At 73.2% G+C, this 19,908-nt stretch carries 15 protein-coding genes and 1 riboswitch; of the genes, 5 read left to right on the top strand and 10 right to left on the bottom strand.

What is annotated here, in order from left to right:
• Positions 1-158 precede the first annotated feature (158 nt).
• Complete coding sequence (locus ABZ842_RS32865) at positions 159-530, bottom strand: BlaI/MecI/CopY family transcriptional regulator (protein WP_361545243.1); 372 nt, start codon at positions 528-530, stop codon at positions 159-161.
• 259 nt (positions 531-789) lie between these two features.
• On the opposite strand from ABZ842_RS32865, the gene ABZ842_RS32860 reads away from it, so the two are divergent.
• Positions 790-1,554, top strand: coding sequence for a M15 family metallopeptidase (locus ABZ842_RS32860; protein WP_361545240.1), 765 nt, complete (start codon positions 790-792; stop codon positions 1,552-1,554).
• Positions 1,555-1,653: 99 nt separating this feature from the next.
• A complete protein-coding gene (locus ABZ842_RS32855; protein ID WP_361545237.1) occupies positions 1,654-2,970 on the top strand; it encodes an agmatinase family protein in 1,317 nt (438 codons plus the stop codon).
• 65 nt (positions 2,971-3,035) lie between these two features.
• Here ABZ842_RS32855 and ABZ842_RS32850 read toward each other — a convergent pair whose 3' ends face one another.
• Positions 3,036-3,866, bottom strand: a complete 831-nt coding sequence (locus ABZ842_RS32850) for a sulfurtransferase (protein ID WP_361545234.1) — start codon at positions 3,864-3,866, stop codon at positions 3,036-3,038.
• Positions 3,867-4,194: 328 nt separating this feature from the next.
• Here ABZ842_RS32850 and ABZ842_RS32845 point away from each other — a divergent pair, with 328 nt between their 5' ends.
• Entirely contained in the window at positions 4,195-4,965 is a 771-nt protein-coding gene (locus tag ABZ842_RS32845) for a VOC family protein (RefSeq protein ID WP_361545231.1), read from the top strand.
• Between the two features lie 44 nt (positions 4,966-5,009).
• On the opposite strand, the gene ABZ842_RS32840 is transcribed toward ABZ842_RS32845, so the two are convergent.
• The 4 genes from ABZ842_RS32840 to ABZ842_RS32825 form a co-directional block, all read right to left on the bottom strand.
• Complete coding sequence (locus ABZ842_RS32840; RefSeq protein ID WP_361545229.1) at positions 5,010-5,687, bottom strand: thymidine kinase; 678 nt, start codon at positions 5,685-5,687, stop codon at positions 5,010-5,012.
• 117 nt (positions 5,688-5,804) lie between these two features.
• Positions 5,805-7,007, bottom strand: a complete 1,203-nt coding sequence (locus ABZ842_RS32835) for a nucleotide pyrophosphatase/phosphodiesterase family protein (RefSeq protein ID WP_361545226.1) — start codon at positions 7,005-7,007, stop codon at positions 5,805-5,807.
• Positions 7,007-7,621, bottom strand: coding sequence for a DUF5998 family protein (locus tag ABZ842_RS32830; RefSeq protein WP_361545223.1), 615 nt, complete (start codon positions 7,619-7,621; stop codon positions 7,007-7,009). Before ABZ842_RS32830 ends, ABZ842_RS32835 begins: the two co-directional genes overlap by 1 nt.
• 67 nt (positions 7,622-7,688) lie before the next feature.
• Positions 7,689-11,162 (bottom strand): GNAT family N-acetyltransferase, encoded by a 3,474-nt coding sequence (locus ABZ842_RS32825; RefSeq protein WP_361545220.1) that lies wholly within the window; start codon positions 11,160-11,162, stop codon positions 7,689-7,691.
• 201 nt (positions 11,163-11,363) lie between these two features.
• Between ABZ842_RS32825 and ABZ842_RS32820 the strand changes: the two genes are divergently transcribed.
• Complete coding sequence (locus tag ABZ842_RS32820) at positions 11,364-11,645, top strand: HPr family phosphocarrier protein (protein WP_361545218.1); 282 nt, start codon at positions 11,364-11,366, stop codon at positions 11,643-11,645.
• A gap of 167 nt (positions 11,646-11,812) precedes the next feature.
• Here the strand turns inward: ABZ842_RS32820 and ABZ842_RS32815 are convergent, their stop codons facing one another.
• The 3 genes from ABZ842_RS32815 to ABZ842_RS32805 form a co-directional block, all read right to left on the bottom strand.
• A complete protein-coding gene (locus ABZ842_RS32815; RefSeq protein ID WP_361545215.1) occupies positions 11,813-12,592 on the bottom strand; it encodes a M23 family metallopeptidase in 780 nt (259 codons plus the stop codon).
• Positions 12,593-12,605: 13 nt separating this feature from the next.
• Positions 12,606-12,766: riboswitch (cyclic di-AMP (ydaO/yuaA leader) on the bottom strand.
• 373 nt (positions 12,767-13,139) lie between these two features.
• Positions 13,140-14,537, bottom strand: coding sequence for a pitrilysin family protein (locus tag ABZ842_RS32810; RefSeq protein WP_361545212.1), 1,398 nt, complete (start codon positions 14,535-14,537; stop codon positions 13,140-13,142).
• Positions 14,534-15,880, bottom strand: a complete 1,347-nt coding sequence (locus ABZ842_RS32805) for a pitrilysin family protein (RefSeq protein ID WP_361545254.1) — start codon at positions 15,878-15,880, stop codon at positions 14,534-14,536. The genes ABZ842_RS32810 and ABZ842_RS32805 overlap by 4 nt, the downstream gene beginning before the upstream one ends.
• A 314-nt stretch (positions 15,881-16,194) precedes the next feature.
• Between ABZ842_RS32805 and ABZ842_RS32800 the strand changes: the two genes are divergently transcribed.
• Entirely contained in the window at positions 16,195-18,645 is a 2,451-nt protein-coding gene (locus ABZ842_RS32800; RefSeq protein WP_361545210.1) for a DNA topoisomerase IV subunit A, read from the top strand.
• A 9-nt stretch (positions 18,646-18,654) separates the two neighbouring features.
• Here the strand turns inward: ABZ842_RS32800 and ABZ842_RS32795 are convergent, their stop codons facing one another.
• The gene (locus ABZ842_RS32795) at positions 18,655-19,842 is read right to left on the bottom strand and encodes a CobW family GTP-binding protein (protein ID WP_361545207.1); all 1,188 of its coding nucleotides are present in this window, start codon (positions 19,840-19,842) and stop codon (positions 18,655-18,657) included.
• Positions 19,843-19,908 lie beyond the last annotated feature (66 nt).

Below are 19,908 nucleotides of genomic sequence, written 5' to 3'. Positions count from 1 at the left end.
CAGTTCCCCGCGCCCCTAAAAACCCGTGCCGCAGGCGATTGACTGGCGGAGCGAATCAGGGGCGCGGGGAACTGCGCGAACAGCCACAGACGGGCCGCAGAGACCAAACGCACTCACAGGGAAGCGGCGGCTCCGTCCAGACGCACAGGGAACGCGCGTCAGTGCTCGCCCTCCCGCTCGTGCGACCTCCGCAGCGCCTCCCACAGCGCCGCCGCCTCGTCCGCGTCCAGCCGGTCGACGAAGCGCACCAGCGCGCTCGCGCGGTCCGCCGAGGTCTCCAGTGCCTGTTCCATCAACTCGGCGGTGTAGTCCTCCGCCGACCGCGCCGCGCGGTAGCGGTACGAGCGGCCGTCCTTCTCCCGGCTGAGCCAGCCCTTGGCCCGCAGACGCTCCGCCACCGTCATCACGGTGGTGTAGGCGAGCGGACGGCTGCCGTTGAGCGCGTCCGTGAGCGCCCGTACGCTCATCGGCTCGTCGCCCCGCCACACCAGGGCCATGATGTCGGCCTCCAGTTCACCCAACGCGCCCATCCCGGCTCTCCCTCGTCGTTCCCGTCGCACCGGCCCTTGCAGCCACCGATCTTCGCAACCACCGGTCGCGCCCCACCAGTCTGCCCGCCGCCCGCCGGGGAGCAGACCCGAGACCGTTCACTAATCTTCTACGCTGTGTAGTAGCTTGGTCCACGGCGGCGCTCCCATCGCCCGGCGGCGCCGCCACCTCGCGTGCCCACGCGTGCCCTCCCGTGCCCGCGCGTACCCATGCCCACCCGAACGCCGCCAGGAGCCACCCTTGTCCCGCCATCGACCGCGCCTGATCCGGACGGCCGCGCTGCTGCTGTCCACCGTCCTTGCGGCCACTGCCTGTTCGGCCGCGGCGGACGACGGCGCGACGCCCGCCCCCGCCCCCTCACCGACTCCCCCGCCCGCGCCCTCGCCCGCTCCCCCGCCCGCACTCGACGCCGAGGTCACCCCGGTGCCCGACGCCCAGTGGGAGCGGATGGTGGCGGTGGGCATGTGGCGCAAGGGCTGCCCGGTCGGCCGCGACCAACTCCGGCGCGTGGAGATGAACTACCACGACTTCGACGGCCGGGTGAGCCGTGGAGCGCTCGTCGTCAACGCCGACGTCGCCGACAGCGTCGTCCGGATCTTCACGGACCTGTTCGAACAGCGCTTCCCCGTCCGTCGCATGCAGTCCGTGGAGGCGTACGGCGGCGATCTGGACAAGAGCCTCGCGGACGACAACACCTCGGCGTTCAACTGCCGGCGCCCCGACCAGATCAACGCGCCCTTCGCCGAGTCACCGCACGCCAACGGCCGCGCCGTCGACATCAACCCGCTGGAGAACCCCTGGCAGGACCTGCGCAAGAAGACCTGGTTCCCCAGCAAGGAGTTCAGCGCCCGCACCCCCGGCAAGGGCAAGATCCTCAAGGGCGGTCCGGTCTGGCGGTCGTTCGTCGACGAGGGGTGGATCTGGCAGAACATCAAGGTCGCCGACTACATGCACTTCGACACGGGCTACCCGTCCGTCCCCTTCACCGGCCGCCAGCGCCCGTGACGGCCCGGTGCTACAGTCCAAGGAGGTGCTACCAGAGCGCCTGCCGACGAGGGTGGCCGTACCGGTTTCCGTGGAAAGACGGCCTCGTTGGAGGCTGAAATGCCGAAGACGCCCGATCCCCGTGCACACGACGACGCGACGTCGCCGGGGAATGACTCCCCTCCCGAAGGCCCCGACCAGCAGCACGACGCCGGTCACGCCCCTTCACTCCAGCACTCCCACCACACTCCGCACTCCCACGACCACGCCCATCGGCACAGCCACTCCCACAGCGACGCCTTCGCCGTGAAGGAGGGCAAGTGGGCGCAGGACGCCGAGGAGCGGCTGTCCCTGTTCCGGCACGACGAAGAGATCGAACGAGGGCTCGCGTACGGGCTGTCCGGCTCGCCGACGCTCGTGGACCGCACGATCCCCACCTTCTCGCGCGGCGAGCTGCCGCACTTCGCCGGCGAGCGCGGCACGTTCCTGAAGTCCCCGTTCCTGGAGGACGTCAACCAGGTCGACGACGCCGAAGTGGCCGTGTTCGGGGCGCCGCTCGACTCCGGCGCCACGTACCGGCCCGGCGCCCGGTTCGGCCCGCAGGGCATCCGCCGGTCGACGAACCTGTTCGGCACGTACTGCTTCGAGTTGGGCGTCGACCTGCGCGAACAGCTGAACATCGTCGACATCGGCGACGTGTTCACCATCCCCGGCAGCCTGGAGAAGTCCTTCGACCAGATCAGCCAGGCGATGGCGCACGTGTACCAGCGCGGGGTCTTCCCGGTGATCCTGGGCGGTGACCACTCCATCGGCTACCCGACCATCCGCGGCATGGCGCCGTACGTGGACGGGAACATCGGCATCATCCACTTCGACCGGCACGTGGACACCCAGGAGACCGACCTGGACGAACGCATGCACACCACGCCGTGGTTCCACGCGACGAACATCAAGAACGCCCCCGCGACGAACCTGGTCCAGGTCGGCATCGGCGGCTGGCAGGCGCCGCGGGCCGGCGTCAAGGTGGGGCGCGAGCGCGGCACCACCGTCATCACGGTGGGCGACGTCGAACGGGTCGGGATCGACAAGGTCGCCGAGATCGCACTGGAGACGGCCTGGAAGGGCGCGAAGGCGGTCTACCTGTCCTTTGACATCGACGTCATCGACGCGGGCTTCGTGCCCGGGACCGGCTGGCCGGAGCCGGGCGGGCTGCTGCCGCGGGAGGCCCTCAACCTGATCAGGAAGATCTCCGCGCCCGGTCTCGCCGGGCTGGAGGTCGTCGAGTGCGCCCCGCCCTACGACTGGGCGGAGCAGACGGCGCTGCTCAGCTCGCGGGTGATCCTGGACTCCCTGGCCGTCCTGGTCCGCGAGGGCCACCTCGGTCGTAAGGCAGCGACCCGCGACCGCCACGCGTGGGGCCCGCGCGCGACGGCTTGAGATGTAACTCCCACCCAGTGACGGGCCGCGGTCGCCGAAGGCCGACCGCGGCCCGTCGGGGGCCTTCAGCCCGGCCCGGCGCCCGTAGCCACCGGACGCTCGGGGTCGCGGGACCACTCGGACCAGGAGCCCGCGTACAACGCCGGGGTGAATCCGGCGAGTTCCAGCGCCAGCGCCTCCTGCGCCCCCGACACCCCTGACCCGCAGTACACCCCGACCGGCCCGTCCCCCTCCCCGGCGCCGAGCGCGGTGAAGCGGGCCGTCAGCTCGTCGGAGGGCAGGAAGCGCCCGTCCCGGCCCAGGTTCTCCGTCGTCGGGGCCGACACGGCGCCCGGGATGTGGCCGGCCACCGCGTCGATGGGCTCGACCTCGCCCCGGTAGCGCTCCCCCGCGCGGGCGTCCAACAGCAGTCCGGAGCGGGCCAGCTCCGCCGCGCCGTCCGCGGTCAGCAGCGGCAGCGCACCCGGCTTCGGCACGAAGTCGCCGGGCGCCGGGGCGGGCGGCGCGGTCTCCAAGGGGCCGGCCCAGGCGGCGAGTCCGCCGTCCAGGACGCGTACGTCCGCGTGCCCGGTCCACCGCAGCAGCCACCAGGCGCGGGCGGCGCCCCACCCCTTGTCGGCGTCGTACACCACGACGGAAGAGTCGGTCGACACCCCGGCCCGGCGCATCACCGCACCGAACGCCTCGACGTCGGGCAGCGGATGGCGCCCGGCGGCACCGGGCGGGCCGGCGAGTTCCGCGTCCAGGTCGACGAAGACCGCGCCGGGCAGGTGCCCGGCGTCGTAGTCGGGGCGACCGTGCGGGCCGCCGAGCTGATAGCGGACGTCCAGGACGACCGGAGGGCGGGGACCGGCGAGCGCGCTCGCCAGCTCCGCCGCGGAGACGATGGGCTTCATGCCTCCATCCTGGCGCACGCACCCGCGCTCGCGCCCTCGGCCGCCCTCGACCGCCCTCGACCTCGCCCGCGATCGGCACCGGCGATGCGCCGCACCGCTGACCGGAATCCGTCGGTGGCCCGGCCCCGGCTCGGTCGAGTCACCACGAATTCTCACAAAAATGGGCATCCTCCAGCGGTAACCCGCCAAAAGCGGCGCGGCCGGGGCGCGTTCCGCGTCAGGGAGTGGAACCATGCGCACCGGGGCGCACGGCTTTTGGACACACCACGGCCACGGCCCGCGCCCCGTCCCCGCACGGCCACCACGATGGTCCGAGGAGAGAGTGACGATGACCGAGGCGACTCGGCACGCGCCCGGCTCACCCTGCTGGGTGAGTCTGATGGTGCACGACCTTGACGCGACGCAGCACTTCTACGGCGAGTTGTTCGGCTGGGAGTTCGCCCCAGGCCCCCAACAGCTCGGCCCATACGTACGCGCTCTGCTCGACGGCAAGGAGGTGGCGGGCATCGGGCGGCTGCCCGCCGACCGACATCTGCCCGTCGCCTGGACGCCCTATCTCGCCACCGACGACGTGAACACCACGGCGGAGACGTTGCGCTGTTGCGGCGGCACCGTCGGCGTCGGCCCGCTGGACGCCGAGGACGCGGGCCGGCTGGCGATCGTCACGGACCCGGCGGGCGCGGTGTTCGGCCTCTGGCAGCCCGCGGCGCACCAGGGCTTCGCCCTGCACGGCACCCCCGGCACCCCGGTGTGGAACGAGTTGTTGACGACGGAGACCTCGTCGGTCGCCAAGTTCTACCAGTCGGTGTTCGGATACGAGGTGGAGCCGGTCGAGGCCGTCGACGACGACTACCTGGTGCTGGTGCTCGGCCGCCGTCCCGTCGCGGCGCTGCGCGGCGTCGGGGGCGCGTTGCCGCGCGACCGCGGCACGTACTGGATGACCTGGTTCGAGGTCGAGGACCCGGACGGCGCGGCGCGGCAGGCTCAGGAGCTCGGCGGACGCGTCCTCGTACCGCCCCGGGACACCCCCCAGGGCCGTACGGCCACGGTCGCCGACCCCGAGGGCGCGGTCTTCGCGGTCGTACGGTCCGACCGCTGACGGCACCGGGCCCGCGCCGCGCCCGCGCGCCGTGCGCGCCGGTCTCAGTCGACGCGTACGTCCACGGCGCCGCCCTGCGCCCCGTCCACCGGCAGCACGTCAGGGGAGAGGGCGGCGGCCCGGGCGCTCGCGGCGGTCATCCGGCGCCGGTGGTGGCGTCGGCACACCACCTCGTAGCCGACCTCGTCGTCGACGTTCACATCGCCGATCACCACCTGGGCGCCCTCCACCACCATCCGGCCGCCGACGGTGCGCGCGTTGTGCGTGGCCCGTGCACCGCACCAGCACAGCGCCTCGACCTGGAGGACCTCCACCCGGTCGGCGAGCTCCACCAGCCGCTGCGAGCCGGGGAAGAGCTTGGAGCGGAAGTCGGTGGTGATGCCGAAGGCGAAGACGTCCAGCTCCAGGTCGTCCACCACCCGGGCCAGCTGGTCGATCTGCGTCGGGGCGAAGAACTGCGCCTCGTCGGCGATGACGTAGTCGCAGCGCATGCCCTGCGAGAGCCGGTCGACGAGGTGGGCGTAGAAGTCGAAGTCCTCCGTGGCCTCCACGGCGTCCGTGACCAGGCCCAGCCGGGACGACAGCTTGCCCTCGCCCGCCCGGTCGTCCCGGGTGAAGATCATCCCCTGGAGCCCGCGGGCGGACCTGTTGTGCTCGATCTGGAGGGCGAGGGTGCTCTTGCCGCAGTCCATGGTGCCGCTGAAGAAGACCAGCTCGGGCATGGGTGGTTGAGGACCTTTCGGCAGTCGTTCGAGATTCGGGCGGGCGCGGTGCGCGGGGCGGGGCACGAGGTCGTACGGGCGGGGCGCGGCGCACCCCGTACATCGGCGTCGGACGGGTTAGGGCCTGACCTCGATCAGCGGCACGAGCTGCTCCACCGGCGTCATGGAGCCGTGCATGCCGACCATCGCCGACTCGTTGGGCTCGTGCACGGACGCGATGATCACGGCGTCGTCGCAGGCCGCGGCGATCACGTCACCGATCCGGCCGGTGACCCGCTCGTCGACCGAGGGGCCGAACCAGCCGGCCTCGACCGCCTCCGCGCGGCTCGCCACCCAGAACCGGTCGCCCAGCACCTCGCGCCACACGGCCAGCACGTCGGACTCGGCGCCCGGCACGGCGTACACGTGCCGGGCCCGGCCCTCGCCGCCGAGCAGGGCGACCCCGGCCCGCAGCTCCCAGTCCTCGTCGAAGTCGATGCGCGAATCGGCGTCGAAGGGGACGTCGATCATGCCGTGGTCGGCGGTGACGTACAGCGCCGAGCGGGCGGGCAGCTGCTCCGCGAGCCGCTGCACCAGCCGGTCGACGTACATCAGCTGACCGCGCCAGGCGTCGGAGTCCACGCCGTAGCGGTGCCCCATGCCGTCGACGTCGCTGTAGTACGTGTAGATCAGCGAACGGTCGGCGGCGCCGAGCTGCTCGGCGGCGAAGTCGATGCGCTCCTCGCCGCCGAGGCGCCCGTGAAACGTTCCGCCGCTGAGCGCGATCTGGGTCAGCGGGGTGTGCTCGAAGATCGGGGACGACACCTGGGCGGTGTGGATCCCGGCCGCGTGGGCGAGCTGGAAGACCGTGGGGTACGGCTGCCACGCCCGGGGATCGGTGTACGGCTTCCAGCGGAGCTGGTTCATCAGCGCGCCCGTCGCGGGGTCGCGCACCGTGTAGCCGGCGAGTCCGTGCAGTCCGGGCGCGAGGCCCGTGCCGACGGAGGCGAGCGAGGCGGCGGTGGTGGCGGGGAAGCCGACGGTGATGGGGCGGCCGGTGCCGCCGCGGGAGGTGTGCAGGAGCGAGGAGAGGTACGGGGCCTCGTCCGGGTGGCTCCTGATCTGCTCCCAGCCGAGCCCGTCGATCAGGAAGACGCAGTTCCGGTCGGCCGGGGTCAGCTCGGGTATCAGCGGGGTCAGGCCCGGCACGCCCTGGTGGGCGGCGATCGTGGGCAGCAGGTCGGCCAGCGAGCCCGCGCCGTACTCCGGCACGGGCGCACCGGCGACCGCGAGCGGTTCCGGTTCCTCGGGCCAGGTGGCCGCTGTCGTGGGCAGCGTCATCAGCGGGTGGTCGCCGTCGGAGCGGTGGCGGCCCCCGTCGCCGCGGTGGCCTCGGAGAGCGACTGGGCGAAGGCGAGGGTCTGGCGCACCGTGTCCGGGCCGTCGCCGGCCTCGCTGACCCGCAGGCTGAGGTCGTCGGCGGTGGAGTTGCCGGTGTAGCCGTGGTCGGCGTCGCAGTTCGGGTCGCCGCAGGCGGCGGGCTCCAGGTCGAGCCGGGAGACCGCGCCCCAGCCGATGGTGAGCACCACTTCGCGGGGCAGCGTGCCGGGGGTGTACGACTCCGGGTTGGCGACGACCCGGCTGACGACGACCGACGAGATCCGGTCGAGCTTCACGGACTCGGTGGAGGTGGTGGCGTACGGCGTGGGGGAACCGGAGTCGGCGGCCTGCTCGTCGGTGTGGCTGACGATGAAACGGTTGCCCGTGAGGACGAGCACGGTGACGTGGCGACGCACCTCGTTGGAGTCGAACGTGGTCTCCTGGTGGACCAGGTACGACGCGATCTGCTCGCCTCCGACGGCGGCCTCCACCGCCTCAGCCACGAGAGCCGGGTAGTAGCCGCTGCGCTCGATCGCCGCGCGCAGCCCCTGGGTCGTCGTACCGGTCTTCGCCATGTGGTCCATCCTACGGGCCCCGAGGGGCGTCGAACGCTCAATGCCCCCGTCGAGGGCGCCGGGCCGCTCAGTAGCTGGGGAGGCGGCGCGGGCCGAGGTCGGCGGGGGCGGGGGACGGCGCGAGCCGGACCGTGGCGCCGAGGACGCTCAGTCCCCGTGGTGCCACGACGACCGGTTCGAGCCCGATCGCGACGACTTCCGGGTGGTCGTCGACGATGCGTGATACGCGCAGCAGCAGTTCTTCCAGGGCGGCGGTGTCCACGGGCGCGGAGCCGCGCCAGCCGAAGAGGAGGGGGGCGGTGCGGATGCTCCGGATCTGCTCGGCCGCGTCGCGGTCGGTCACCGGCACGAGCCGGTGCGCGGTGTCGCCGAGGAGTTCGGACGCGACGCCGGCGAGCCCGAAGGAGAGGTACGCGCCGACGGCCGGGTCGACCACGGCCCGCACCACCGTGTCCACCCCGCGCGGCGCCATGGCCTGCACGACGGGTTGGAGCTCGACCGGGTCGCCGAGGAGGTCGGTCAGCTCCCGGTACGCCCGGCGGACCTGGGCCTCGCCGGCGAGGTCCAGGCGTACGCCGCCGAGGTCGGCGCGGTGGCGCAGGTGCGGGGCGGTCGTCTTCAGGGCCAAGGGGTAGCCGAGGCGTTCGGCGGCCCGCACCGCCGCGTCGGCGTCGGGCGCGGGCAGGGTCGGACGCACGTGGATGCCGTACGTGGCGAGCAGCGCCCCGGCGTCGGCGGCGCCCAGCGTGATCCCGCGCTCGGAGACGTCCCCGTCGAGCAGCGCCTCGATCCGCGCGGCGGCGCCGGCCTCGTCGACGTCCTCGTACTCCGGCACCTTGCCGGGCTCGGCGGCCTGCCGCCGCCACTGCGCGTACCGCACGGCCTCCGACAAGGCGCGGACGGCCCGCTCGGCGGCGGGATACGCAGGAATCCACCCACCGAGCGTGCCGGCCGCTGCGACGCCGGCGCGGGCGGATGCCGGAGTGTCCGCCCCGTCGGCACGCTCACCGTGCGAGGCAGCCGCTCCCCTGCCCGCACCAGCAGTGCCGGCGCGGGGCGCCGGGCCTTCGCCCCCGTCGCCCGCCGGGCTGTGGTCCCCAGCCGCGGTGGGCGAGCCATCAGCCGCACCGCGCACCGGTCCCGCACCGGCCGTCGGGCCGCCGGGCCCGTGCGGGAATCCACCCGCACCCGGTGGTGCCCCAGCGCCCGGGCTGCCGGGCCCGCCCTCGTCAGCGGGACCACCGCGTGCGACGCCGGCGCCGGGCCCGGCACTCACCGCACGACCGCTGCCGGCGGGCACCGAGCCCTCGGCGTCGCCGCCCGCGTGGAGCCGCGGGCCCGCTGCCGAGTTGCCGCGGTCCCCGCCGGCCGCGGGGCCTTGGGTCCCGCCTGCGGCGGGCGACGCACCTGCCGAACCGCGCACCGACCCCACGCCCGACGCGGGGCCTTCGGACCCGTGCGAACCCTCACCCGACGGGGCATCCGCTGCTCGATCTGCGCCGGACGCATCGGGGCCGGCCGGCCGGAGGCCCGGCTCGCCGGGGCGCGGCTGCGGTCCCGCCGCAGCGGTCCTCGGGCCGCCGGGCCCGCCCGCGCCCGCGGGGGCCGTGGTGGTCGCGGCGGTCAGGGCCGCTGCCAGGCCGCCGAGTTCGACGTGGACCACCGCGACCGGCTTCGCCGGCGCGGTGGCCACGGCCTCGCGCAGCGCCGCGGCAAGCACCGTGCCGTCGCCGAACTCCGTCGCGCCGTCGTCCCCGACCCGGGGGATCGCGTTCACCACCACCGCGTCGCAGCCGTCGTCGGCGAGCGCCCCGGCCAGGGCCTCCCGGAAGTCCGCCGCGGACGCCGCCGTCGTCAGGTCCAGCGGCGGCAGCGGGCGCAGGCCCTCCGCCAGGCAGGAGTCGTACGTCAGCAGGCCCAGGGACTCGGAGTTGCCGAGGATCGCGACGCGCGGCCCGGCGGGCAGGGGTTGGCCGGCGAGCAGCAGGCCGGCGTCGACGAGTTCGGTGACGGTGTCGACCCGGATGACGCCGGCCTGCCGCAGCAGCGCGTCCACCGCCGCGTCGGGGATGCGGACGCTGGGCACCGCGTGGCCGGGCGGCTCGCTGCCGCTGTGCCGGGCGCCCTTGACGACGACCACCGGTTTGACGGCCGCGGTGCGGCGGGCGAGCCGGGTGAACTTGCGGGGGTTGCCGATGGACTCCAGGTACAGCAGGGCGACGTCGGTGTCCGGGTCCTCGTACCAGTACTGGAGGAAGTCGTTGCCGGAGACGTCGGCGCGGTTGCCGGAGGACACAAACGTAGAGACACCGGCGACACCAGCGACACCAGCATCACCGGCGACGCCAGCCGCACCGGCCGCACCAGCGAGACCCCCGCCCCGTCGGTGCAGGCTCGACAGCAGCGCGATGCCGATCGCCCCGGACTGGGTGAACAGCCCGATGCGGCCCGGCGCCGGCGCTTCGGGCGCGAGCGACGCGTTCAGGCGTACGTCCGCCGCGGTGCTGATGACGCCGAAGGAGTTGGGGCCGATGACCCGCATGCCGTACGAGCGGGCCTGTCGGACGAGCTCGCGCTGGCGGGCCCGGCCTTCGGCGCCGCTCTCCGCGTACCCGGCGCTCAGCACGACCAGCCCGCGCACCCCGTGCTCCCCGCAGTCCGCGACCACCTCCGGCACCCGCTCGGCGGGGACGGCCACGACCACGAGGTCGACGGGCTCGCCGGTCCGCTCGACGACCTCGCCCACGGAGCGGTGCGCGGGGACCCCGTCGACCTCGTGCCAGTCGGCGGGGAAGGCGCGGTTCACGGCGTACGCGCGTCCGGTGTAGCCGCCGCCGACCAGGTCGCGCAGGACGGTGCGGCCCACTCCCCCGGGCGCGCGGCCGACGCCGACGACCGCGACGGCCCGCGGCGCCAGCAGCCTCTGCACGGAGCGCGCCTCGGCGCGGTGCTCCCTGGCGCGCTGCACAGCGACGGACTCCGCGGTCGGCTCCAGGTCGAGCGTCAGATGGACGGAGCCGTCCTCGAAGCTGCGCTTCTGGGTGTACCCGGCGTCCCGGAACACCTTGATCATCTTGGTGTTCGCGGGCAGCACGTCCGCCGCGAACCGTCGGATCCCGCGCTCCCGCGCGACCGCCGCGATGTGTTCGAGCATCGTGGAGGCGACGCCGCGGCCGTGGTGGGCGTCCTGGACGAGGAAGGCGACCTCGGCCTCGTCGGCGGGCGCGCTGGCCGGCCGGCCGTGCTCGTCGATCCGGTCGTAGCGGACGGTGGCGACGAACTCCCCGCCCACGGTGACGGCGAGGCCCACCCGGTCCACGTAGTCGTGGTGGGTGAAGCGGTGCACGTCCTTGGGCGACAGATGGGGGTAGGGCGCGAAGAAGCGGTAGTACTTCGACTCGTCCGACACCTGTTCGTAGAAGCTGACCAGCCGGTCGGCGTCGTCGACGGTGATGGGGCGGATGCGCGCGGTACCGCCGTCGCGCAGCACCACGTCCGCCTCCCAGTGGTCGGGGTAGGCGTGGTCCCGCTCGGTCTGCATGGCAGAAATCGTACGGCGCGGACGCCCGGTGGTGGTGCTGTCGGACCGGACTCGGGCACCATCGCCGAACGCGTCCGCCCCGTCACCGTCGGGCGCCGTCGGGGCTTGCGGCGGGGGTTTACGGTCGGTAGGAGCACCCGGGGCGTCGTGAGAGACTGACCGGGACTGGTCTAGACAACAGCTGATTCGAAGGGCAACACCATGGCTGAGCGCCGTGTCACCGTCGGTTGGGCCGAGGGCCTGCACGCCCGACCCGCCTCCATCTTCGTCCGCGCCGCCACGGCCTCCGGCGTCCCCGTGACGATCGCCAAGGCCGACGGCAACCCGGTCAACGCCGCCTCCATGCTCGCCGTGCTCGGCCTGGGCGCGCAGGGCGGCGAGGAGATCGTCCTCGCCTCCGACGCCGACGGCGCGGACGCCGCCCTGGACCGGCTGGCCAAGCTGGTCGCCGAGGGGCTGGAGGAACTGCCGGAGACGGTCTGAGCCACCCAACGCTCGACTTTCGCGGGCCCGCGGCTCGCACCGGGACAAAGGCGCTGAACCTTCGGGGTCAGCGCCTTTGTCGTGCCTCGGTGCGCCCCGGCCAACGCCGACGTGCCCCGGCGCGGTCGCACCGGGGCACGTCGAAGCTCGAAGCAGGATTCCGCGGGTCAGACGTTCACGCCGCGGGCGCGCAGATACGCGACCGGATTGACGTCCGAGCCGTAGTCGGCGCCGCTGCGGGCCTCGAAGTGGAGGTGCGCCCCGGTGGAGTTGCCGGTGGAGCCCGCGCGCCCGATCCGCTGGCCCGGCATCACGGCCTGCCCCTCGCCGACGGTGACCGCGGAGAGGTGGGCGTACTGGGTGTACGAGCCGTCGCGCATCTTGATGACGACGTTGTAGCCGTACGCGCCGCCCCAGCCGGCCTCGACGACGGTGCCCGCGCCCACGGAGACGACCTCGGTGCCGGACGAGGCGTGGAAGTCGACGCCGCTGTGGCTGCCGGAGGACCACAGCGAGCTGTTGGCCTGGTACGAGGTGGTGACGTGAGAGCCGGCGACGGGCAGCTGGTAGGAGTTCAGCAGCCGCTGACGCTCGGCCTCGCGGGCGGCGCGCTCGGCGGCCTTGCGCTCCGCCTCGACCTTGCGCTTCGCCTCCGCCGCCGCTTCGGCGCGGGCGACGGCCTCGCGCTTCTGGTCGACGGCCTGGTCGGTGACCTGCTCGGCGAGGGTGTCGGTGGCGGCCAGCATCTGGAGCGTGCCGGTGTCCTCGGCGCTCAGCGACCCGGTGTCGCCGTCGTTGCGCGGCTCGGTCCCCGTCGCGAACGCGGGGGACGCGAGGGTGCCGATCACCCCGGAGGTGGCGAGGGTCGCAGCGCCGGCGATGCTCGCGCTCCTGCGCGTCACGCGGCTGGGGGCACGGTGCTTCCCGGTGGGTCGGGCGAACGCCATGGCGTGGCCGGTCCTTTCCTTCCTTCTCGCCTACCGGGTTAGCTGACGGGTTCGGAGAGAGGAAGGTCTCCTACGGCTCCTCCGCAGGCCGCGGAGGGGCCGATTCACCCCGGGGGAACTGGGTCCCCGGCTCCCCTGGGCTCGCGCCCGGCGGGGACTCGGCGATGACTGTCCGTGCCGCGGGTGCGGCGGGCTCCTGGCGAACAGCCGGATCGACGCTAGGCGGGCCCGCTCGCGTTCGCCAAACAAACGACGATCTTTGTTGGCTATGCCACAGCACGTGTCGGCAGACTTCCCATCAAAAAGGACATTCGGCGGGGAGATACGACGCCCGGACGGCGAACGTGCAACGGACGTACGGCCGTCGGGTGACGGTCCGATGGCGCCGGTGTGCGCGAAGTGTGACCACGAGGGCACCCCACGACCACGGGCGGCCGTCCGTACCGGACGTGACGGGACGGGACGTGACGGAGCCCCGGCGTCCGCCGTGGACGCCGGGGCTCCGCTACGGGCCCCTACGGGCTCCTGCGCCGGGAGACGGGCTCCGTCAGCCCTTGACCACCGTCACTTCCCCGATCCCCAGCTCGCGCACCGGCTCCGCGATCTGCGCCGCGTCGCCGACGAGCACCGTGACCAGCCGGTCGACGGGGAAGGCGTTCACCACCGCGGCGGTCGCCTCCACCGTGCCCGTCTGCGCCAGCCGGGCGTACAACTGCGCCTGGAAGTCGTCCGGAAGGTGCTGCTCGACCTGGTCGGCGAAGGTGCCGGCGACCGACAGCGCCGTCTCGTACCGCAGCGGGGCGACCCCGACCAGGTTCTGCACGGCGACGTCGCGCTCCGCGTCCGTCAGGCCCTCGGCGGCCAGCGTGCGCAGCACCTGCCACAGGTCCGCCAGCGCGGGGCCGGTGTTGGGCGTGTCGACCGAGCCGCTGATCCCGAGCAGCGCGGCCCCCGACCCGTCGGGCGCCGAGCACAGGACCTGCGCGAAGGCCCGTACGCCGTAGGTGTAGCCCTTCTCCTCGCGCAGCACGCGGTCCAGCCGGGACGTCAGGGTGCCGCCGAGGCAGTACGTGCCGAGCACCTGGGCGGGCCAGACGCGGTCGTGCCGGTCCGCGCCGATCCGGCCGATCAGCAGCTGGGTCTGCACCGCACCGGGGCGGTCCACGACGAACACCCGACCGGCGTCGTCGGCGGTGATCTCGGCCCGGGGGTGCGCCGGGGCGGTGTCGCCCGTCCACGCGCCGAGGGTGTCGGCGAGCACCGCGTCCAGGTCCACCCCGGTCAGGTCGCCGACGACGACCACGGTGCTGGTGGCAGGCCGTACGTGGGCGTCGAAGAACGCCCGTACGGCGGTCGAGTCGATCCGGGTCACCGTCTCCTCGGTGCCCTGGCGGGGCCGGGACATCCGCAGCGAGGCGGGGAACAGCCGCCGGTACAGCTCCTTGGCGGCGCGCCGTCCCGGGTTCGCCGTCTCGTGCGGGATCTCGTCCAGGCGGTTGCGAACCAGACGTTTGACCTCGCCGTCGTCGAACGCGGGCTCGCGCAGCGCCTCCGCCAGCAGCCCGAGCGCCTTGGGGAGCCGGGAGACCGGGACCTCCAGGGAGACCCGGACGGCGGGGTGGTCGGCGTGGGCGTCGAGCGTGGCGCCGCAGCGCTCCAGCTCGGCCGCGAACTCCTCGGCCGACCGGGACTTGGTGCCTTCGGACAGGGCGCGCGCCATGATGGTGGCGACCCCGTCGAAGCCCTCGGGCTCGGCGCCCAGGGGGGCGTCGAGGATGACCTCGACCGCCACCACCTGCTGGCCGGGGCGGTGACAGTGCAGCACGGTCAGGCCGTTGTCGAGGGTCCCGCGCCCGGGCGCGGGGAACGCCCAGGGGGTGGGCTCCCCGGACGTGGGCATGGGGTGGAAGTCCATCGTCGTCAGCGGCTCGGCGGCGTCGGTCACTGGTCCGCCCCCTCTCCTGCGTCGTTCTGGGCGTCGGCGTCGGCGGCCGGCAGCGGCTCGTAGACCAGCACGGCCCTGTTGTCCGGGCGCAGCCGGGCGCGGGCGATGTCGCGCACCTCCTCGGCGGTGACGCTCAGCACGCGGTCCACCGCGGTCAGCGCGAGCTGCGGGTCGCCGAACAGCACGGCGTACCGGCACAGTTCGTCCGCGCGGCCGGCGACGGTGCCGAGCCGGTCCAGCCATTCGCGCTCCAACTGGGCCTGGGCGCGCTCCATCTCCTCGGCCGTGGGGCCCTCCTCGGCGAAGCGGGCCAGCTCCTCGTCGACCGCGGCCTCGATCTGCGGGACCTCGACCCCGCCGGAGGTCTTCACGTCCAGCCAGCCGAGCGAAGGCGCGCCCGCCAGCCGCAGCAGCCCGAACCCGGCGCCGACGGCGGTCTGGTCCCGGCGCACCAGGCGGTTGTGGAGCCGGGACGACTCGCCGCCGCCGAGGACGGTCAGCGCGAGGTCGGCGGCGTCGCACTCGCGGGTGCCGTCGTGCGGCAGTCGGTACGCGGCCATCAGCGCACGCGCCGGCACCTCCTCCTCGACGACCTCGCGCAGCTGGCGGCCCATGACGTCCGGCAGGGAGCCGTCGCGCGGCGGCTGCTTGCCGTCGTGCCCGGGGATGGAGCCGAAGTACTTCTCGATCCAGGCGAGGGTCTGCTCGGGGTCGATGTCGCCGACGACCGACAGCACCGCGTTGTTCGGCGCGTAGTACGTGCGGAAGAAGGCTCGGGCGTCCTCCAGGGTCGCCGCGTCCAGGTCGGCCATGGAGCCGATGGGGGTGTGGTGGTAGGGGTGGCCCTCGGGGTAGGCGAGGGCGGTGAGCTTCTCGAACGCGGTGCCGTACGGGACGTTGTCGTACCGCTGGCGGCGCTCGTTCTTCACCACGTCGCGCTGGTTCTCCATCGACTCGTCGTCGAGGGCGGCCAGCAGGGAGCCCATCCGGTCGGCCTCCAGCCAGAGCGCGAGCTCCAGCTGGTGGGTGGGCATCGTCTCGAAGTAGTTGGTGCGCTCGAAGCTGGTGGTGCCGTTCAGGGAGCCGCCGGCGCCCTGCACCAGTTCGAAGTGTCCGTTCCCCTGGACCTGCTTCGAGCCCTGGAACATCAGGTGCTCGAAGAGGTGGGCGAGGCCTGTGCGGCCCTTGACCTCGTGGCGCGAACCCACGTCGTACCAGAGGCAGACCGCGGCGACCGGGGTCAGGTGGTCCTCGGAGAGCACCACGCGCAGGCCGTTGGCCAATCGGTGCTCCGTCGCTGTCAGGCCGCCCGAACCGGCCTGAGCTGTGGCCGTGTGACCCATGGGCATGTACGTCCCTTCGATCGCGCTGTTGTCGCTCGTCGTACCGCAGTGTGGTGCGGTGTGGTGGCGTTCGACGAAGGCGTCCGGTCTGACTGGCGCCGCTTCGTACCCAGCCTGTCCTGCCACTGTATGCAAGCGCGCCGACACCTGGCGAAAGCTGCGGGTTCGCGGTGGGCGTACTCGGGCCGCCCCGCGGGGCCGAGCGGACCCCGTTCGCGCGGGTGTTCACGGGTCGCGGTCGGCGTTGTCAGTGCGACGGGCCACAATGGTCGGCGTCACCTGCCCGATCCGGTCGTGAAGGAGCAGCAGCCGCAATGGCCCGCCGCAGCACGAAGACCCCGCCGCCCGACGACTTTGAGGAGCGCATCCTCGACATCGACGTCGTCGACGAGATGCAGGGCTCCTTCCTTGAGTACGCGTACTCGGTGATCTACTCGCGCGCCCTGCCGGACGCGCGCGACGGCATGAAGCCGGTGCAGCGCCGGATCGTGTTCCAGATGAACGAGATGGGGCTGCGCCCGGACCGGGGCTACGTGAAGTGCGCCCGCGTCGTGGGCGACGTGATGGGCAAGCTGCACCCGCACGGCGACCAGTCGATCTACGACGCCCTGGTGCGCATGGCGCAGCCGTTCTCCATGCGCCTCCCCCTCGTCGACGGCCACGGGAACTTCGGCTCGCTCGGCAATGACGACCCCCCGGCCGCCATGCGGTACACGGAGTGCCGGATGGCGGACGCGACCTCCCTGATGACGGAGTCCATCGAAGAAGACACGGTCGACTTCGCGCCGAACTACGACGGTCAGGAGCGCGAGCCCGTCGCCCTCCCTGCCGCTTACCCCAACCTCCTGGTCAACGGCGCGTCCGGCATCGCGGTCGGCATGGCGACGAACATGCCGCCGCACAACCTCGGCGAGGTCATCGCCGCGGCCCGCCATCTGATCCGTCACCCGGGCGCCGACCTGGAGACCCTGATGCGGTACGTGCCGGGGCCCGACCTGCCGACGGGCGGGCGGATCGTGGGCCTCGCCGGCATCCGCGACGCGTACGAGACCGGCCGCGGCACCTTCAAGATCCGCGCCACCGCGACCGTGGAGGACGTCACCGCCCGCCGCAAGGGCCTGATCGTCACCGAACTGCCCTTCACCGTCGGCCCGGAGAAGGTGATCGCCAAGATCAAGGACCTGGTGGGCGCCAAGAAGCTCCAGGGCGTCGCCGACGTCAAGGACCTCACCGACCGCGCCCACGGGCTGCGCCTGGTCATCGAGGTGAAGAACGGCTTCGTGCCCGAGGCCGTGCTGGAGCAGCTGTACAAGCTCACGCCCATGGAGGAGTCCTTCGGCATCAACAACGTCGCGCTGGTCGACGGCCAGCCGCTGACGCTGGGCCTGAAGGAGCTGCTGGAGGTCTATCTCGACCACCGCTTCGAGGTCGTGCGCCGGCGCAGCGAGTTCCGCCGCGGCAAGCGGCGCGACCGGCTCCACCTGGTCGAGGGCCTGCTGGTGGCCCTGGTCGACATCGACGAGGTCATCCGGCTCATCCGCTCCAGCGACAACTCGGCAGCGGCGAAGCAGCGTCTGATGGAGCGCTTCTCCCTCTCCGAGGTGCAGACGCAGTACATCCTCGACACTCCGCTGCGCCGGCTCACCAAGTTCGACCGGATCGAGTTGGAGGGCGAGCGCTCCACGTTGACGGCCGAGATCGAGCGGCTGACCGAGATCCTGGAGTCGGACGCCGAGCTGCGCAAGGTGGTCTCGTCCGAGCTGGCGACGGTCGCGAAGAAGTTCGCCACCGAGCGCCGGACCGTGCTGCTGGAGGCCGGGGCCGCGCCGGTGGCCGCGGTGGCGCTGGAGGTCGCGGACGACCCCTGCCAGGTGCTGCTGTCGTCGACGGGGCTGCTGGCCCGTACGGCTTCCGGCGAGCCGCTGCCGGAGCCGGCGGACAAGCGCGTCAAGCACGATCTGATCGTCTCGTCCGTGCGGTCGACGGCGCGGGCCGACATCGGCGTGGTGACCTCGGCCGGGCGGCTGCTGCGGCTGGCCGTGATCGATCTGCCGCAGCTGCCGCAGACCGCGTCCGCGCCGAACCTGTCGGGCGGGGCGCCCATCGCCGAGTTCCTGTCGCTGGAGAGCGGGGAGTCGGTGGTCTGTCTGACGACGCTGGAGGAGGATTCGCCCGGCCTCGCGCTCGGCACCCTCCAGGGCGTCGTCAAGCGGGTCGTACCCGACTATCCGTCGAACAAGGACGAGCTGGAGGTCATCGCGCTCAAGGAGGGTGACCGGGTCGTCGGCGGCGCGGAGCTGCGCACCGGCGAGGAGGACCTGGTCTTCATCACGTCCGACGCCCAGCTGTTGCGCTTCCAGGCCGGGCAGGTGCGCCCGCAGGGCCGGGCCGCGGGCGGCATGGCCGGCATCAAGCTGGCGCAGGGCGCCCGGGTGCTCTCGTTCGGCGCGGTGGACCCGGCGGCGGACGCGGTGGTGTTCACCGCCGCCGGCGCGACCGACGCCCTGGACGACTCCGTCACCACGGCCAAGCTCACCCCCTTCGACCAGTACCCGCGCAAGGGCCGGGCCACGGGCGGGGTGCGCTGCCAGCGCTTCCTCAAGGGCGAGGACGTCCTGCTGCTGGCCTGGGCGGGCGGGGCGCCGGCCAGGGCCGCCCAGAAGAACGGCGCTCCGGCGACGCTCCCGGAGCCGGACCCGCGCCGCGACGGCTCGGGCACGGCGCTGACCTCGCCGGTGGCGGTGCTGGCGGGCCCGCCGCAGTAAGCCCCGCGATCACTCGGACCGGCCTTCCGGTGCGTACGGGCCCCAGGGCTCCTCGTACGCGCCGGAGGGCACGGGTACGGGCGCGGCTTCCAGCTCCGGCTCGGGCTCGTTCTCTTCGGCGGGGTTCGGGACGTACCGCAGGACGCCCCACATGCTGCGTTCGTCCGGCGCGTCCTGCGGGCCGGTGGCCCGGGCCGCGTGCAGTTCCCGCAGCAGGGCCGGGCCGTCGACGCCCGACCCGATCAGCACCAGCTCGGTGCGCCGGTCCGCGCCCTGCGGCCAGGGCTCGGGGAAGAAGCGCAGGAAGCGGCCGACGGAGTGGACCGAGTACCGGTTGCGGGCGTCCGCCGCGCCGAAGTCGAGGTGGCCCTTGATGCGGTAGAGCCCTTCGGGGCGGGCGTCGAGGAAGTCCAGCAGCCGGCGCGGGTGCATCGGCACGTCGGCGGTGAAGGCGACGCTCTCGTACGCGGCGTGCAGGTGTGCGGCGTGGTCGTGGCAGGATCCGTCGCAGTCCCCGTCGTGCCCGTCGTGCCCGTCGTGCAGGAGGTCGTCGAAGGCGAGTTGCCCGACGCGTTCCGCGGCGGGGCGGCGGTCGAAGAACAGCTCCGGGTCGACCCGCCCGTACGCCGACTCGACGACGGCCGCGGACCCGTCGAGCGCCGTGCGCAGCCGGGCCAGCCGCTCGCCGTCCACCCGGTCGGTCTTGTTGAGCACCACCAGGTCCGCGATGGCGAGGTGCCGGTCGATCTCGGGGTGGCGCTCCCGGGTCGCCTCGTACTCGGCGGCGTCGACGACCTCGACGAGCCCTCCGTAGACGATCCGCTCGTTCTCGCTGGCGAGCACCATCCGCACCAGCTCCTGGGGCTCCGCGAGGCCGCTGGCTTCGATGACGACGACGTCGAGACGGGCGGCCGGGCGGGTGAGCCGGTCGAGGAAGACGTCGAGCTCGGAGGCGTCGACGGCGCAGCACAGGCATCCGTTGCCGAGGGAGACCGTGGAGTCACCGAGCTGACCGGCCACGGTCATGGCGTCGATCTCGATGGAGCCGAAGTCGTTCACGATCGCGCCGATGCGGGTGCCCCGGGAGGTGCGCAGCAGATGGTTCAGCAGGGTCGTCTTGCCCGATCCGAGGAAGCCGGCGAGGACGATGACGGGGATCTGCCGGCGCGGCTGGCTCGGCGGGGCGGTGGGGCTCACCGGGGTTCTCACCTGGTCCTTCTCGTACGGCGGGGCGGGGGCAGCATAGGCGGTGCGTTTTCGTAA

This window comes from Streptomyces sp. NPDC047315 (assembly GCF_040643215.1).
Taxonomy (GTDB): domain Bacteria; phylum Actinomycetota; class Actinomycetes; order Streptomycetales; family Streptomycetaceae; genus Streptomyces.
This window is presented reverse-complemented; position numbering and strand designations above follow the sequence as displayed.